General features: G+C 63.7%; 13 protein-coding genes. 10 read left to right on the forward strand and 3 right to left on the reverse strand.

Going from position 1 to position 14966, the window contains the following annotated elements:
• Positions 1–131 precede the first annotated feature (131 nt).
• Together KJQ96_RS07115 and KJQ96_RS07120 are read left to right on the forward strand one after the other, a co-directional pair.
• Positions 132–668, forward strand: a complete 537-nt coding sequence (locus KJQ96_RS07115; protein ID WP_213285970.1) for a PaaI family thioesterase — start codon at positions 132–134, stop codon at positions 666–668.
• Positions 669–730: 62 nt separating this feature from the next.
• On the forward strand, positions 731–1348 hold the full coding sequence (locus KJQ96_RS07120; RefSeq protein ID WP_213285971.1) for a TetR/AcrR family transcriptional regulator: 618 nt from the start codon (positions 731–733) through the stop codon (positions 1346–1348).
• 157 nt (positions 1349–1505) lie between these two features.
• On the opposite strand, the gene KJQ96_RS07125 is transcribed toward KJQ96_RS07120, so the two are convergent.
• Positions 1506–2420: a LysR family transcriptional regulator gene (locus KJQ96_RS07125; protein ID WP_213285972.1), complete on the reverse strand. Its 915-nt coding sequence runs from the start codon at positions 2418–2420 to the stop codon at positions 1506–1508.
• Positions 2421–2523: 103 nt separating this feature from the next.
• Here KJQ96_RS07125 and KJQ96_RS07130 point away from each other — a divergent pair, with 103 nt between their 5' ends.
• From KJQ96_RS07130 to KJQ96_RS07165, 8 genes are all read left to right on the forward strand, one after another.
• Positions 2524–4020: a CoA-acylating methylmalonate-semialdehyde dehydrogenase gene (locus tag KJQ96_RS07130; RefSeq protein WP_213285973.1), complete on the forward strand. Its 1497-nt coding sequence runs from the start codon at positions 2524–2526 to the stop codon at positions 4018–4020.
• A 21-nt stretch (positions 4021–4041) separates the two neighbouring features.
• Positions 4042–5187, forward strand: a complete 1146-nt coding sequence (locus KJQ96_RS07135) for an isobutyryl-CoA dehydrogenase (RefSeq protein ID WP_213285974.1) — start codon at positions 4042–4044, stop codon at positions 5185–5187.
• On the forward strand, positions 5184–6257 hold the full coding sequence (locus tag KJQ96_RS07140; protein ID WP_213285975.1) for an enoyl-CoA hydratase/isomerase family protein: 1074 nt from the start codon (positions 5184–5186) through the stop codon (positions 6255–6257). Before KJQ96_RS07135 ends, KJQ96_RS07140 begins: the two co-directional genes overlap by 4 nt.
• Positions 6258–6289: 32 nt before the next feature.
• Positions 6290–7177 carry a 3-hydroxyisobutyrate dehydrogenase gene (gene mmsB / locus KJQ96_RS07145; protein ID WP_213285976.1) on the forward strand — a complete coding sequence of 296 codons (888 nt, stop codon included), beginning with the start codon at positions 6290–6292 and terminating at the stop codon, positions 7175–7177.
• A 10-nt stretch (positions 7178–7187) separates the two neighbouring features.
• Positions 7188–8918, forward strand: coding sequence for an AMP-binding protein (locus KJQ96_RS07150; RefSeq protein ID WP_213285977.1), 1731 nt, complete (start codon positions 7188–7190; stop codon positions 8916–8918).
• 3 nt (positions 8919–8921) lie between these two features.
• Entirely contained in the window at positions 8922–9401 is a 480-nt protein-coding gene (locus tag KJQ96_RS07155) for a MaoC family dehydratase (RefSeq protein ID WP_213285978.1), read from the forward strand.
• A gap of 162 nt (positions 9402–9563) precedes the next feature.
• Positions 9564–10481 (forward strand): SDR family NAD(P)-dependent oxidoreductase, encoded by a 918-nt coding sequence (locus tag KJQ96_RS07160; RefSeq protein WP_213285979.1) that lies wholly within the window; start codon positions 9564–9566, stop codon positions 10479–10481.
• A 146-nt stretch (positions 10482–10627) separates the two neighbouring features.
• Complete coding sequence (locus tag KJQ96_RS07165; RefSeq protein ID WP_213285980.1) at positions 10628–11857, forward strand: TIGR03862 family flavoprotein; 1230 nt, start codon at positions 10628–10630, stop codon at positions 11855–11857.
• A 90-nt stretch (positions 11858–11947) separates the two neighbouring features.
• Here the strand turns inward: KJQ96_RS07165 and KJQ96_RS07170 are convergent, their stop codons facing one another.
• Together KJQ96_RS07170 and KJQ96_RS07175 are read right to left on the reverse strand one after the other, a co-directional pair.
• Positions 11948–13030: a D-TA family PLP-dependent enzyme gene (locus KJQ96_RS07170; RefSeq protein ID WP_213285981.1), complete on the reverse strand. Its 1083-nt coding sequence runs from the start codon at positions 13028–13030 to the stop codon at positions 11948–11950.
• A 120-nt stretch (positions 13031–13150) separates the two neighbouring features.
• Positions 13151–14965 carry an ABC-F family ATP-binding cassette domain-containing protein gene (locus KJQ96_RS07175; RefSeq protein WP_213285982.1) on the reverse strand — a complete coding sequence of 605 codons (1815 nt, stop codon included), beginning with the start codon at positions 14963–14965 and terminating at the stop codon, positions 13151–13153.
• Position 14966 lies beyond the last annotated feature (1 nt).

A 14966-nucleotide genomic window follows, 5' to 3' on the forward strand; every position in this document is an offset into this window, starting at 1 on the left:
TTTTTCCGGGCTTGTTCTGGTCGGTGATCTCACTTCCGGGACATTGCGCCGGCTTGTCAAGGGCGGGCGACGAGCGTTGCGCGACCGCTCGCATCGATATAGAAGTATGGTCGTCATCTAAAGGAGCCGCCATGACTATGACCGAGACCGTCGACCTGTTTTCGTTCGATATGCGCAGGCATCGGGTGGTGGAATGGCAGGCGCCGGGGCCGATTGCCCGGGCGGCATCCGGAATGTCCGGGCTGGAGACCATGTGTGCGATCCGCGACGGCATCCTGCCACCGCCGCCGATGGCGCGGCTGATCGGCTTCGAGATGCGCATCGCCGAGCCCGGCCGGATCGTGATGGAACTGGATCCGGATGAAAGCCTCGAAAACACCATCGGACTGCTCCACGGCGCGACGGCCGCGGCGCTGCTGGATACTGCCATGGGTTGTGCCATCGCCACCATGCAGCCGGCGGGGCAGACCTCGGTCACGCTGGACCTCAAGCTGACCTATCTGCGGCCGTTGTCGGTGCGGTCGGGGGCGATCACGGCGGAAGGCAAAGTGATAAAGCTCGGCCGCCAGACCAGCTATGCCGAAGGCTTCGTCCGCGACCGTGCGGGCAATCTTGCAGTGCACGCGACCGGAACGTTCACGATGATCGGCGTTGAAAAGAAGAATTAGATGCAGCTTTTCCCGCGCACAACTGCTATTATATGACCAGGGACATTTAATGGGATGCGTTGATGCGTTATTCGAGAGAGCACAAGCAGGAGACCCACGCGCGGATCGTGAAGAAGGCCTCGGTGCGGCTTCGCGAAAAGGGCGCGCATGGCATCGGCGTCGCCGACCTGATGAAGGAGGCGGGTCTGACCCATGGCGGCTTCTACGCGCATTTCGATTCCCGCGAGGCGCTCGTGATCGAGGCTTTTGCCTATGCGATGGACCGCTCGGTCGAGCACTGGCGAAAAATCGCCGCTGAAACGCCGCCGGAGAAGCGGCTGTCGACGATCATCGATTCCTACGTCTCGACGGTTCATCGCGACGATCCCGGCCGCGGTTGCGCCGTTACGACGTTAGGTGCCGAGATCGCCCGGGAAAGCGCGAAGACGCGCAAGGCCTTTGCCGCCAAGCTGGAGCAGTTGATCGATGTGATCGCCGACCAGATTCCGCACGTGCCGCGCAAGACGGCCCGCAGGCAGGCGATGGGCACGCTGGCGACGATGATGGGTACGCTGGTGATGTCGCGCGTTGCCGGCAGCGGTGAACTCTCCGACGAAATTCTCGTCGCCGGCCGCGAGGCGGCGCTGACCCGTGCCGAGGCGAAGCCAGCCGCGAAGAAGACGCGGGCGAAGGTGAATTAGAATCGATGGCCTCTCCACGTCGTCCCTGCGCACGCAGGGACCCATACGCCGCGGCCCATGAAAGGGGCACAAGCGGAAACGGCTTCTATTGCTATTTGTATCGGTGGTTATGGGTCCGTGCGTTCGCAGGGACGACGATGGTTTTTGTGCCAGGCCGTCACCGCCCGCTGAACAGCGCGCGCTCGCTTTCCACCGTCTCGTGGATGTAGTCGGCCACCGCCCTGATCCGCGCCAGGTCCTTGCTGTCGGCGTGCATCAGCATCCAGAATGTGCGCGAGATCCTGACCTCGTCGGGTAGCACCGCGCGCAGTTCGCCGTGCGCCTTCGCCATGAAATGCGGCAGCACCGCAATGCCGAAGCCGGCAATGGTGGCGTTGAGCTGCGCGATCAGATTGGCGCTGCGGAATTTGGCCGAGATCTTCGGCGAGACCTGGGGCAGGTAATCCAGCTCCGGCGTGAACAGCAGTTCCTCGATGTAGCCGACGAAGCGATGCCCTGGCAGGTCGCCGCGGGAAGTGATTTTCGGTGCCCGGTCGAGATACGCCGGCGCGGCATAGAGCCCGAGGCTGTAGTCAAGCAGTTTGCGCCCGACGATCCGGCCCTCCTTGGGCATGGAGAGGCTGATCGCGATGTCGGCCTCGCGCTTCGACAGGCTGAACAGGCGCGCGGTGGCGACGAGCTGCAGGTCGAGATCGGGATACCGCTCGGTGAATTTCAGAAGCCGCGCCGCCAGGAAATGGCTGCCGAACCCGTCGGGGGCGCCGATCCGGACCGTGCCGGTGAGCTGGGCGCGCGAGCCGCCGACCGCCTCCTGGTTGGCGACGATGGTGGATTCCATCGCTTCGGCACTGTCGGCCACGCGCTGGCCTGCTTCGGTCAGGAGGTACCCGGTCTTGCGGCGGTTGAACAGTTTTGCGGAGAGATGCCGTTCCAGCCGGTCGACACGGCGGATCACGGTGGCATGATCGACCGATAGCTGCTTGGCGGCAGCGGAAACCGACCCGCCGCGGACGATCGCCAGCACGAAACGGAAGTCATCCCAGTCGATCGTCTTGGTGCCTTGATCCAGCATTTCCGCACATCTATGGTGCAATATATCGGACTTGTATCCCAAGAAATGCAGGTCAAAAAGGGGCTCGAAAGCGATCCCAGACGGGACCTTAGGGAGATCATTCATGCGCTCAATCGGACACTTTATCGGCGGCAAAGAGGTCAAGGGAACGTCCGGCCGGACGGCCGACGTGTTTGAGCCGATGACAGGCGACGTCCAGGCCAAGGTGGCGCTGGCCTCAAGAGCGGAAGTCCGCGCGGCTGTCGAAAACGCCACGCTTGCCCAGCCCGAATGGGCCAACACCAATCCGCAGCGCCGCGCGCGGGTGATGATGAAGTTCCTGGAGCTGGTGCAGCGCGACTATGACAAGCTCGCTGAGCTCCTGGCGCGCGAGCACGGCAAGACCGTTCCCGATGCCAAGGGCGACATCCAGCGCGGCCTCGAAGTCGCGGAATTCGCCTGCGGCATTCCGCATCTGCTGAAGGGTGAATACACCGAAGGCGCCGGCCCCGGCATCGACATCTACTCGCTGCGCCAGCCGCTGGGCGTCGTCGCCGGCATCACGCCGTTCAATTTCCCGGCGATGATCCCGATGTGGAAGTTCGCGCCCGCGATCGCCTGCGGCAACGCCTTTATCCTAAAACCTTCGGAGCGCGATCCCGGCGTCCCGATGCGGCTGGCCGAATTGATGATGGAAGCGGGGCTGCCGCCCGGCATCCTCAACGTCGTCAACGGCGACAAGGAAGCTGTCGACGCCATTCTCGACGACCCCGATATCAAGGCGATCGGCTTCGTCGGCTCGACGCCGATCGCGCAGTACATCTATGAGCGCGCCGCCCAGACCGGCAAGCGCTGCCAGTGTTTTGGTGGCGCCAAGAACCACGCCATCGTGATGCCCGACGCCGACATGGACCAGACGGTCGACGCGCTGATCGGGGCCGGTTACGGCTCGGCCGGCGAGCGCTGCATGGCGGTCTCCGTCGCCGTTCCCGTCGGCAAGACCACCGCCGATCGGCTGATGGAAAAGCTGATCCCGCGCGTGGAGTCGCTCAAGATCGGAACCTCGGTCGATCCGTCCGCTGATTACGGCCCGCTGGTCACCCGCGAGGCGGTCGAGAAGGTGAAGAACTACATCGATATCGGCATCAAGGAAGGCGCCACGCTCGCCGTCGACGGCCGCGGCTTCAAGATGCAGGGCTACGAGAAGGGTTTTTATCTCGGCGGCTCGCTGTTCGACAACGTCACCAAGGACATGCGGATCTACAAGGAAGAGATCTTTGGCCCGGTGCTCTCGGTGGTGCGCGCCCACGACTACAAGGAAGCCCTCGCGCTGCCGTCCGAACACGATTACGGCAACGGCGTTGCGATCTTCACCCGCGATGGCGACGCGGCGCGTGACTTTGCCGCCAAGGTCAATGTCGGCATGGTCGGCATCAACGTGCCGATCCCGGTGCCGATCGCCTATTACACCTTCGGCGGCTGGAAGAAGTCGGGGTTCGGCGATCTCAACCAGCACGGCCCGGACTCGGTCCGCTTCTACACCAAGACCAAGACGGTGACCTCGCGCTGGCCGTCCGGCGTCAAGGAGGGTGCGGAGTTCTCGATTCCGTTGATGAAGTAAGCCCGTTAGCGCGAGCGCAAGATGCAGTTCGCCCTCAACGAGGATCAAATCGCGGTTCGCGACATGGCGCGAGCGTTTGCGGCCGAGAAGATCGCGCCGCATGCGCTGCGCTGGGACGAGGAGAAGCATTTTCCTGTCGACGTGATGCGCGAGGCCGCAGGCCTCGGCATCGGCGGCATCTACATCAAGGACGACGTCGGCGGTTCCGCGATGACACGCTTCGACGCGGCGCTGATCTTCGAGGCGCTGGCGACCGGCTGCCCGACGGTGTCGGCCTTCATTTCGATCCACAACATGGCGTCCTGGATGATCGATGCCTATGGCAATGACAGCCAGCGGCAAAAGTGGTTGCCAAAGCTCTGCACCATGGAGCTGCTGGCAAGCTATTGCCTGACCGAGCCGGGATCCGGCTCGGACGCCGCGGCACTCCGCACCCGCGCCGTGCGCGACGGCGATCATTACGTGCTCAATGGCCAGAAACAGTTCATCTCGGGTGCCGGTGGCGGCGACCTCTACGTCGTGATGGTGCGGACCGGTGGCGACGGGCCGGGCGGCATCTCCACGCTGGTGATCCCGGCCGAAACGCCCGGTGTCTCGTTCGGTGCCAACGAGCGCAAGATGGGCTGGAACGCGCAGCCGACGCGCGCCGTGATCTTCGAGAATGCCCGCGTGCCGGTCGAGAACCGGCTGGGCGAGGAGGGTATCGGCTTCAAGATCGCGATGGCCGGGCTCGACGGCGGCCGCCTCAATATCGCGGCGTGCTCGCTCGGCGGCGCGCAGAGCGCGCTCGACAAGTCGCTCGCTTACATGAAGGAGCGAAAAGCCTTCGGCAAACGTCTCGATGAATTCCAGGCGCTGCAGTTCCGCCTCGCCGACATGGCGACCGAGCTGGAAGCGGCGCGGACCTTTGTCTGGCGCGCGGCCGCTGCGCTCGACCGCAAGGATCCCGACGCCACCATGCTGTGCGCGATGGCAAAACGTTTTGGCACCGATGTCGGCTTCGAGGTCGCCAACCAGGCGCTGCAACTGCATGGCGGCTACGGCTACTTGAGCGAATACGGCATCGAGAAGATCGTGCGCGATCTGCGCGTGCACCAGATTCTGGAAGGCACCAACGAAATCATGCGGCTGATCGTGTCGCGCAAGCTGATCGAGGGCGCGCGATGACGGATGCGGCCATTGCAGACGGCGACCTGATCGCGCGCAAGGAAGGCACGGCCGGCATCATCCGCCTGAACCGGCCGAAGGCGATCAATGCCGTGACGCTGGAGATGTTCCACGACATCGACAAGGCGCTCGATGTCTTCGAGGCGGATCCTGATATTGCGGTGATCGTGCTAGAAGGTGCCGGCGAACGCGGCCTTTGCGCCGGCGGCGACATCCGCGCGCTCTGGGAAAGCTCCAAGGTCAAGGGCGATCTCGGCAAGATCCTGTGGCGGGACGAATACATCCTCAACGCCCGCATCAAGAAGTTCCCAAAACCCTATGTCGCCTTCATGAATGGCATCGTGATGGGCGGCGGCGTCGGGCTCTCCGCGCACTCGAGTCATCGCGTCGTCACCGAAAAGACGAAGCTCGCGATGCCCGAGGTCGGCCTCGGCTTCTTCCCTGACGTCGGCGGTACCTGGCTGTTGTCGCATTCGCCGGGCGAGATCGGCACCTATTTTGGATTGACCGGGCAGACCATGAACGGTCCGGATGCCATTCATGCAAAGTTTGCCGATGCGGTGGTGCCGTCATCAAAACTGCCGGCCTTGCGCGAGGCATTGACGAAGGTGGCGTCGGGCACGACGGCGGCCGACGTCAGGAAGCTGATCGACGGCTTCTCGACTGGAGAGACGGCCGGGCCGGTCGCCGTGCAGCAGGCGAAGATCGATGCGTTGTTCTCCCACGACCGCATGGAAGACATCATCGCGGCGCTGCAGCGCGATGGTTCTGATTTTGCGCAGGCGACGCTGAAGACGCTGAACGAAAAGTCGCCGCGCGGCATGGTCGTGACGCTCAAGCTGCTGCGGCTGGCGCGCAGCGCGCGCTCGCTGGAGGAATGCCTGGTGCGGGAATATCGCGCCGCGCTGGAAGTGTTTGCGAGCGACGATTTTCGCGAGGGCGTGCGCGCCGCCGTAATCGACAAGGACCGCAATCCAAGATGGTCGCCGCCGAGAATCGAAGACGTGACGCCGGAAATGGTCGCGGCTTATCTCGCCGAGATCGGCGCTGACGAACTCAGATTTCCCTGATCAGAACAAGAAAGTTTAGCGGAGGATTCGAGATGGCAAATATCGCATTCATTGGCCTCGGCAATATGGGCGGTCCGATGGCGGCCAATCTGGTCAAGGCCGGCCACAAGGTGACCGCGTTCGATCTGGTCGAAGCCTCGCGCGATCAGGCCAAGGCTGACGGCGCCGCGATCGCCGAGAGTTCGGTCGCTTCCGTCAAGGGCGCTGATGTGGTCATCACCATGCTGCCGGCGGGCAAGCATGTGCTAACGGTCTGGAACGAGGTCATTCCGGTGATGACCAAGGGCACGCTGATCATCGATTGCTCGACCATCGACGTCGAAAGCGCCAAGCAGGCGCACGCGCTGGCGGCCAAGCACGGCATGCTCTCGGTCGATGCGCCGGTCTCAGGCGGAACCGGCGGTGCCAAGGGCGCGACGCTGACCTTCATGTGTGGCGGCGAGGAAAAGGCGTTTGCTGCGGCGAAACCGGTGTTGGAGAACATGGGCAAGAAGATCGTCCATTGCGGCGCCGGCGGCGCAGGGCAGGCGGCCAAGATCTGCAACAACATGATCTTGGGGATTTCCATGATTGGCGTCGGCGAGGCCTTTGCGCTCGCCGAAAAGCTGGGCCTGTCGCATCAGGCGTTGTTCGATGTCGCCTCGACCTCATCGGGGCAATGCTGGGCGCTGACGTCCTATTGCCCGGTGCCCGGCCCGGTGCCGACTTCGCCCGCTAACAACGATTATAAGCCGGGATTCGCGTCGGCCCTGATGGTGAAGGATCTGACACTGGCGCAGGATGCGGCCAATGCCGCGGGCGCGGTGACGCCGCTCGGCAAGCACGCGCAGGAGATCTATAAGGCCTTCGATGCCGCGGGTCACGGCGGGGTGGATTTTTCCGGGATTATCCAGCACGTTAGGAGTCTCGCTGCGACATAACGGAGACCTGATGACGACCTTCCAGGAAGCGCGCGCCTTTCTACTCAAGCATCGCACCGATTACGATGCAGCAGTGAAGGGATTTCGCTGGCCGGATCCGGTTCCATTCAACTGGGCGCTCGACTGGTTCGACGCGGAGCTCGCGCGCAATCCTGACAGCCGGGATCGCCCGGCGCTCTGGATTGTCGATCCCGGCGACAAGGAAACAAAGCTCACGTTCGCCACGCTGTCGCGCCGCTCCAATCACGTCGCAAAGTTCCTGCGGGCGCAGGGGCTGAGGCGCGGCGATCATTTGTTGTTGCTGCTCGGCAATGTCGTGCCGCTGTGGGAGACCATGCTGGCGGCGATGAAGCTCGGTGTGGTCGTTATCCCAGCCACCACGCTGCTCACCCCGGACGAACTGCGCGATCGGCTCGAGCGGGGCAGGGCGCGGGCGGTGGTTGCCTCGCAGGATCAGGTCGCGAAATTTGCGGGCCTCGGCGGCGACGGACTGGTGCGCATCGTGGTCGGCGCGACATCGAACCACGATGGCTGGCTGCCCTTTGAACAGGCTGCCAGCGCCTCGGATGACTTTACACCTGACGGCCCGACCAATGTCGACGATCCGATGCTGCTTTATTTCACCTCGGGCACCACGGCGAAACCAAAGCTGGTGCGGCATAGCCAGCGCAGCTATCCCGTCGGCCACCTCTCGACGATGTTCTGGCTTGGTCTGCAGCCGGGCGATGTCCATCTCAACATTTCTTCGCCGGGCTGGGCCAAGCATGCCTGGAGTTGCTTCTTCGCGCCGTGGAATGCCGGCGCCACCGTGTTCGTGGTCAACCAGCCGCGCTTCGACGCCAAAGCCCTGCTCACCACGATCGGCCGCTGCGGCGTCACCACGCTGTGCGCGCCGCCGACGGTTTGGCGGCTGTTCATTCAGGAGAAGCTCGCGGATTTCAAGGTAAGCCTGCGCGAGGTCTGCGGCGCCGGCGAGCCGCTCAATCCCGAAGTGATCGACCAGGTGAAGGCGGCTTGGGGTCTCACCATCCGCGACGGCTATGGCCAGACCGAGACTGCGGCGCTCGCCGGCAATTCGCCGGGCCAGAAGGTGAAGATCGGCTCGATGGGCCGTCCGTTGCCAGGCTACCGGGTGCGGATCACCGACAATGACGGCCACGTCACCAAGGAGGGCGAGGTGACGCTGGTGCTCGGCGCCGACCGTCCCGCAGGCCTGATGCAGGGCTATCAGGGCGAGGACGGCAAATTGAGCGGCGCGGACGGCGATCTCTACCGCTCAGGCGACGTGGTGTTTGCCGATGACGAGGGGTATCTCACCTTTGTCGGCCGCTCCGACGACGTCTTCAAATCTTCCGACTATCGCATCAGTCCATTCGAGCTGGAGAGTGTGCTGCTGGAGCATGAATGGGTAGCTGAAGCCGCGGTTGTCCCAAGTCCCGATCCGATCCGGCTCGCAATTCCAAAAGCCTACGTGCTGCTGGTATCAGGCGTGGAGCGTTCGCCGGAGACGGCGCTGTCAATCTTCAAACATCTGCACACCCGGCTCGCGCCGTTCAAGCGCATCCGCAAGGTCGAGCTGGTGACGGAACTGCCGAAGACGATTTCCGGAAAGATCCGCCGCGTCCAGTTGCGTCGGCTCGAACATGATAATAATCGCAGCGATGCGCTGCGCGGCGCCGAGTTTCGCGAAGAAGAATTCCCGGAGCTGCAGAAAGTGCGGACCGCCGGGTCGGAGAGCTAATCAATGAATGAAGTCTGGAAGAAGCCGCCGGTCTCGTTTGAGGCCTATCAGGCCATGGTCGGCAAGGAGATCGGCGTGTCGTCGTGGCACCTGATCGACCAGAGCCGGATCAACCTCTATGCCGACGTGATCGAGGACCATCAGTTCATTCATGTCGACCCGGAACGGGCGAAGAAGGAAACCGCGTTCGGCAACACCATCGCGCACGGCTTTCTGACGATGTCCTTGATGAGCATCATGTCGTATGAGGTGATGCCGGTCATCGAGGGCACGGCGATGGGCGTCAACTACGGGTTCGATAAGCTGCGCTTTCTCTCGCCGGTCCGCGCCGGCTCGCGGGTCCGCGGCCGGTTCACGCTGGTGGAAGCCAAGCTGCGCAAGCCGAAGGAATTGCAGTCGCGCACCAACGTCACCGTCGAGATCGAGGGCGAAGACAAGCCGGCGTTGGTCGCCGATTGGATCGGGCTGATCTATTTCAAATAGGTTGGCCGGGCAAAACCGCGAAGCGCGTCTTCAAACCAGTTGACCCGGCAATCCATCGCTGATCAAAAACTCTTCAATTTTGATGGATGCCCGGGTCACACCCGATCAAGTCGGGGGCAGGCGCCCGGGCATGACGGGCAGGAACAATCGGGATCAATACTCATGGCAATCAGGTTTGACGGACGCGTCGCAATCGTCACGGGCGCGGGCAATGGTCTGGGACGGGCGCATGCGCTGGGGCTGGCGAGCCGCGGCGCCAAAGTGGTGGTCAACGATTTCGGCGGCGCGCGTGACGGCACCGGCGGCTCGCTGACCCCGGCCGAATCCGTGGTCGAGGAAATCCGCAAAGCCGGCGGCACGGCGATGGCCGACGGCGCCGATGTCTCCAAGTTCGGACAAGTCACCGCGATGGTCGAGCGGGCTACGAAGGAGTGGGGCAGTGTCGATCTGCTCTGCGCCAATGCCGGCATTCTCCGCGACAAGTCGTTTGGAAAAATGGATGTCGCCGACTTTGCCAAGGTGCTCGACGTCCATCTCGTCGGCACGTTTTACTGCTGCAAGGCGGTGTGGGATGGCATGCGCGAGCGCAACTATGGCCGCATCGTGCTGACCACCTCGTCGTCTGGCCTGTTCGGCAATTTCGGCCAGGCCAATTACGGCGCGGCGAAAGCCGGCATGGTCGGCCTGATGAACGTGCTGGCCGAGGAAGGCCGCAAGAACAACATCCGCGTCAACACGATCTCGCCGACCGCGGCGACCCGCATGACGGAAGAACTGCTGCCGCCGCAGGCGCTGGCGCTGATGAAGCCCGAAGCGATCACGCCCGCGGTGGAATATCTGCTCAGCGAAGACGCGCCGACCCGCACCATCATGGGCGCGGGCGCGGGTTCGTTTGCGGTGATCAAGATCATCGAGACCGAAGGCGTTAACCTGCCGCAGTCCGACTGGACGCCCGACGCCATCGCGGCGCATTTTGCCGAGATCGACGACGTGTCGAAGGCGAAGGCGCTGCAGAGCGCATTCGAGCAGACGCAGAAGTACGTCGCCCAGGCCGCGGCGAGGGCGGGGATTAAGCTGTAGCGAGGCGGCGAATCCGTAGCGCGTAGGGTGGGCAAAGGCGCGCGTCGCGCGCCGTGCCCACCATGCATCCCCATCATCGGTGAAAATGGTGGGCACGCTTCGCTTTGCCCACCCTACGGGACCATCGATCCGGCTACACTCTCGCTATGTCTTCGCACTCCAAAAGCGCCGCCATCATCGGTGCCGGTCCCGCCGGGCTGATGGCCGCCGAAGTGCTGGCGCAAGGCGGCGCCAGCGTAACCGTTTACGACGCGATGCCGTCAGCCGGGCGCAAATTCCTGATGGCGGGGCGCGGAGGGCTGAACCTCACGCACAGCGAGCCGATGCCGCAATTCCTAGTCCGCTATCGCGAGGCGATGCCGCACCTGACGGCCGCCATCGAAGCATTTCCACCGCAGGCGTTGCGCGACTGGAGCGAGACACTGGGGCAGGAGACTTTTGTCGGCTCCAGCGGCCGGGTGTTTCCGAAAGCCTTCAAGGCGTCGCCCTTGTTACGCGCTTGGCTGCGGCGGCTGGCCTCGCAAGGCGTGCAGTTTGCGCTACGCCATCGCTGGGTCGGCTGGGACGAACAGAGCCGCCTGCGCTTTGAAACGCCTGGTGGACCGCTCGTCGTCGATCCCTGCGCAACCGTGCTGGCGCTCGGCGGCGTGAGTTGGCCGCGGCTCGGATCGGATGGCGCGTGGACGGAGATTCTAGCGGCAAGAGGGGTGAAGATATCTCAGTTCCGGCCGGCCAATTCCGGTTTCACCGTCGCCTGGTCGGATATTTTCCGCGACCGCTTTGAAGGCCAACCGCTCAAGGGCGTGGCACTGACATTTGGTCAACACACAGTACGTGGCGAAGCCATCGTCACCAGCACCGGCATCGAGGGTGGCGCGGTCTACGCGCTGTCCGCCGAATTGCGCGAGGCAATCCAGCGCGATGGACAGGCCGCGCTCAGCATTGCCCTGCGTCCCGACGCGGAGATCGGCGAACTGACAGCGAAATTGTCCGCCGCAAAAGGCAAACAATCCTTCTCGAATTTCCTCCGCAAGGCAGCAAATCTCTCGCCCGTCGCTATCGGACTGTTGCAGGAGGCCGCCAAAGCATCCGGGATGTCGCTATCTTCGCTGTCGCCCGCTGATCTCGCCCGCATGATTCAGGCAGTACCTGTGCAGCTTGATGGTGTGTCACCAATCGCGCGCGCGATCTCGACCGCAGGCGGCATCGCCTTCGACGAACTCGATGCCGATTTCATGCTCCGCCGCTTGCCCGGCGTGTTCGCGGCCGGTGAGATGCTCGACTGGGAAGCGCCGACGGGAGGGTATCTGCTGCAAGCGTCGTTCGCCACCGGCGTAGCGGCGGGCCGGGGTGCGCTGAGGTGGCTTAATTCGTAGGATGGGTAGAGCGAAGCGAAACCCATCACTTCGCAGCCCGGCAAGTCCCGATGGGTTTCGCTGCGCTCTACCCATCCTACGGGGGCCTTCCTACCGCAATTTCCCTCTTGCCGCGACCGGCAGCGTGCCGTTGATCTCGTCGCCACGCACCATCACCACTTCGTCCATCATGTTGACGACGACGCAGACATGGTTGGGCACGATCCGGACGACGTCGCCGACATTCGGCCGCGTGTTGCTGCGGGCCAGGTCGAGGAAGCCGTGCTCTTCGGCAAAGCGCGCGATCTTCGCTTCCGGGTGCTCCAGGATCAGTCCGTAGCCGTCGAGGCCGCCGCCGGGATCCGAGGTCAGCGTCTTCGAGCCGGCGTCGAGAATGCCGCGGTCCGGTCCGGCGCGGCTCACAACTGTGGAATAGATGTTCAGCGCGCAGTCGTCCCATTCGGCGACGCCGGCCGCGACCTGCATGCGGTCGTTGTAGATATAGGTGCCGGGCCGATGCTCGGTCGCGCCCTTCAGCTTGCCGAGATTTTTCAGATTGGGCGAGCCGCCGGTCGAAACCATCGTCGCATCGAGCCCGTGCGCGCGGACGCCCGCCAGCGCCTCGTCAAAAAACTTCTGTGCCTCAGCCCAGCCGGTTTCGGTCGGGTACAGCATGAAGCCCGCAAATTGCAGCCCCTTCGAGCCAGCGATCTCGCGCGCCAGCGCAATCGCTTCGGCCGGCGTTTCGACACCGGCGCGCTTGCGCCCCGTATCGCACTCGACCACGACCGACAGCGGTCGGCCCGAAGCAGCCGCCGCCTGCGGCAGGCCGGCGATCACGGTCGAATTGTCGGCGGCGACCGTCATGTTGGCCTTGGCCTGCAGCGCCGCCAGCCGGGCCATCTTCTCCTCGCCGATCAGATTGTAGCTGATCAGGATGTCGTCGATCCCGGCCTCCGCCATCACTTCGGCCTCGCCGAGCTTCTGGCAGGTGATGCCCTTGGCCCCCGCTGCGATCTGCATCTGTGCGAGCAGCGGGCTCTTGTGGGTCTTGATATGCGGCCGGTTGGCGACGCCGGCGGTATCGCAGGCGACCTGGATGCGGGCGATGTTGCGCTCGACGCGGTCCATGTCGATGACCGCGCAGGGCGTGCCGTATTCACGGGCGATTTTGGCGGCGAGGGGCGTTGTCATGCTCTTCTCTCTGTTGGAGTCCGTAGGATGGGTAGTGAACCCGTAGGATGGGTAGAGCGAAGCGAAACCCATCAAATCCCGTCGATCCATCATGATGGGTATCGCTGCGCTCCACCCATCCTACGCTTGCTCGATTTCTTCCCGCAAAACTTCAAGCTCCAGCCACCGGTCTTCGGCTGCGGCCAGCTCTTCCTGCGCTTTTGCAATCGCCGATGACGCCGCGTCGAATTTCTTGCGATCCTTGGCGTAGAGGTCGGGATCGTCAAGCAGCTTCTGCTGTTTTGCGATCTCGGCCTGCAATTTCGCGATCGTTTTCGGCAGCGTCTCCAGCGCGTGCTTCTCGTTGAAGTTCAGCCGGCGTTTTGAGGCGGCGGAAGGGGCGGTAGCTCTGGTCTCCTTCTTTTCCTCAATCGGCGCCGGTCCATTGACAGATTCCCGCGACAAATCCTCGCCGCGCTGGGCCAGCATGTCGGTGTAGCCGCCGGCATACTCGATCCAGCGGCCATTGCCTTCCGGCACGATCACGGACGTCACCACGCGATCGAGGAAGTCGCGGTCGTGGCTGATCAGCATCACCGTGCCCTCGTAATCGCCGAGCATCTCCTCGAGCACGTCGAGCGTTTCGAGATCGAGGTCGTTGGTCGGCTCGTCCAGTACCAAGAGGTTCGACGGCTTTGCCAGCGCTCGTGCCAGCATCAGCCGGCCGCGCTCGCCGCCGGAAAGCACCTCCAGCGGCGTGCGCATCTGTTCTTGCGCGAAGAGAAAGTCCTTCATGTAGCTGACCACGTGTTTCGGCTTGCCGCCGACCATGACATGGTCGCCGCGACCGCCGGTCAGCGCTTCCGCCAGCGTCGATTTCGGATCGAGGCTTTCGCGGTGCTGGTCCAGCGTCGCCATTTCGATATTGGCGCCGAGCCGGATCGTGCCGCTATCGGGCGGATCGTTGCCGATCAAAAGATGAACCAGCGTGGTCTTGCCGGCGCCATTCGGGCCGACGATGCCGATGCGGTCACCGCGCTGGACCCGAATTGAGAAGCTATCGACGATCTTGCGCTCGCCATAGGCCTTGGCGATGTTCTTCGCCTCGATGACCAGCCGGCCAGACTTTTCGGCTTCGGCGGCCGCGAGGTTGGCATTGCCGGCAGCGCCGCGATAATTGCGCCGCTGGTCGCGCAGCGCATGCAGATTGCCGAGCCGCTTGACGTTGCGCTTGCGGCGGCCCGAGACGCCATAGCGCAGCCAGTGTTCTTCGTTGACGATCTTGCGGTCGAGCTTGTGCTGCTCGCGCTCTTCTTCCGCCAGCACCTCGTCGCGCCAGGCTTCGAATGCGGAGAAGCCGCGGTCGATCTGCCGGATCTGGCCGCGGTCGAGCCAGGCGGTCGAGCGCGACAGGTTGGAAAGGAACCGGCGATCGTGGCTGATCATGACGAGTGCGCAGCGGCGGCTTTCCAGTTCAGCTTCCAGCCATTCAATGGTCGGAAGGTCGAGATGGTTGGTCGGCTCGTCCAGCAGCAGGATATCCGGCGAGGGCGCCAGCACGCGCGCCAGCGCGGCGCGGCGGGCCTCGCCGCCTGAGATATGCGCAGGGTCTTCGTCGCCGGAGAGCCCGAGCTGTTCGACCAGATAGCGTGCCTGGTAGTGATCGTCGCCGGGGCCGAGGCCTGCCTCGACATAGGCCAGCGTGGTCTTGTGGTCGCCGAAATCAGGCTCCTGCGGCAGGTAGCGGATGGTGGCGCCGGGCTGCACGAAGCGGCTGCCGCTGTCGGGCTCGACCAGGCCGGCCGCGATCTTGAGCAATGTCGATTTGCCGGAGCCGTTGCGCCCGATCAGGCAGACGCGCTCGCCCGACGACACCGACAATTCCACGCCTGATAGCAGCGGCGTGCCGCCAAACGTCAGCCTTATATCTTTCAACTGGATCAGCGGCGGCGCCATC

Source organism: Bradyrhizobium sp. sGM-13, from assembly GCF_018398875.1.
GTDB lineage: Bacteria > Pseudomonadota > Alphaproteobacteria > Rhizobiales > Xanthobacteraceae > Bradyrhizobium.

Bases quoted from the DNA above. Each gene is read 5' to 3' on its own strand.
- KJQ96_RS07160 (WP_213285979.1), top strand. From the start codon at position 9,564: ATGGCAATCAGGTTTGACGGACGCGTCGCAATCGTCACGGGCGCGGGC.
- KJQ96_RS07140 (WP_213285975.1), top strand. From the start codon at position 5,184: ATGACGGATGCGGCCATTGCAGACGGCGACCTGATCGCGCGCAAGGAA.
- KJQ96_RS07170 (WP_213285981.1), bottom strand. From the start codon at position 13,030: ATGACAACGCCCCTCGCCGCCAAAATCGCCCGTGAATACGGCACGCCC.
- mmsB (WP_213285976.1), top strand. From the start codon at position 6,290: ATGGCAAATATCGCATTCATTGGCCTCGGCAATATGGGCGGTCCGATG.
- KJQ96_RS07115 (WP_213285970.1), top strand. From the start codon at position 132: ATGACTATGACCGAGACCGTCGACCTGTTTTCGTTCGATATGCGCAGG.
- KJQ96_RS07135 (WP_213285974.1), top strand. From the start codon at position 4,042: ATGCAGTTCGCCCTCAACGAGGATCAAATCGCGGTTCGCGACATGGCG.
- KJQ96_RS07175 (WP_213285982.1), bottom strand. From the start codon at position 14,965: ATGGCGCCGCCGCTGATCCAGTTGAAAGATATAAGGCTGACGTTTGGC.
- KJQ96_RS07165 (WP_213285980.1), top strand. From the start codon at position 10,628: ATGTCTTCGCACTCCAAAAGCGCCGCCATCATCGGTGCCGGTCCCGCC.
- KJQ96_RS07155 (WP_213285978.1), top strand. From the start codon at position 8,922: ATGAATGAAGTCTGGAAGAAGCCGCCGGTCTCGTTTGAGGCCTATCAG.
- KJQ96_RS07120 (WP_213285971.1), top strand. From the start codon at position 731: ATGCGTTATTCGAGAGAGCACAAGCAGGAGACCCACGCGCGGATCGTG.
- KJQ96_RS07125 (WP_213285972.1), bottom strand. From the start codon at position 2,420: ATGCTGGATCAAGGCACCAAGACGATCGACTGGGATGACTTCCGTTTC.
- KJQ96_RS07130 (WP_213285973.1), top strand. From the start codon at position 2,524: ATGCGCTCAATCGGACACTTTATCGGCGGCAAAGAGGTCAAGGGAACG.
- KJQ96_RS07150 (WP_213285977.1), top strand. From the start codon at position 7,188: ATGACGACCTTCCAGGAAGCGCGCGCCTTTCTACTCAAGCATCGCACC.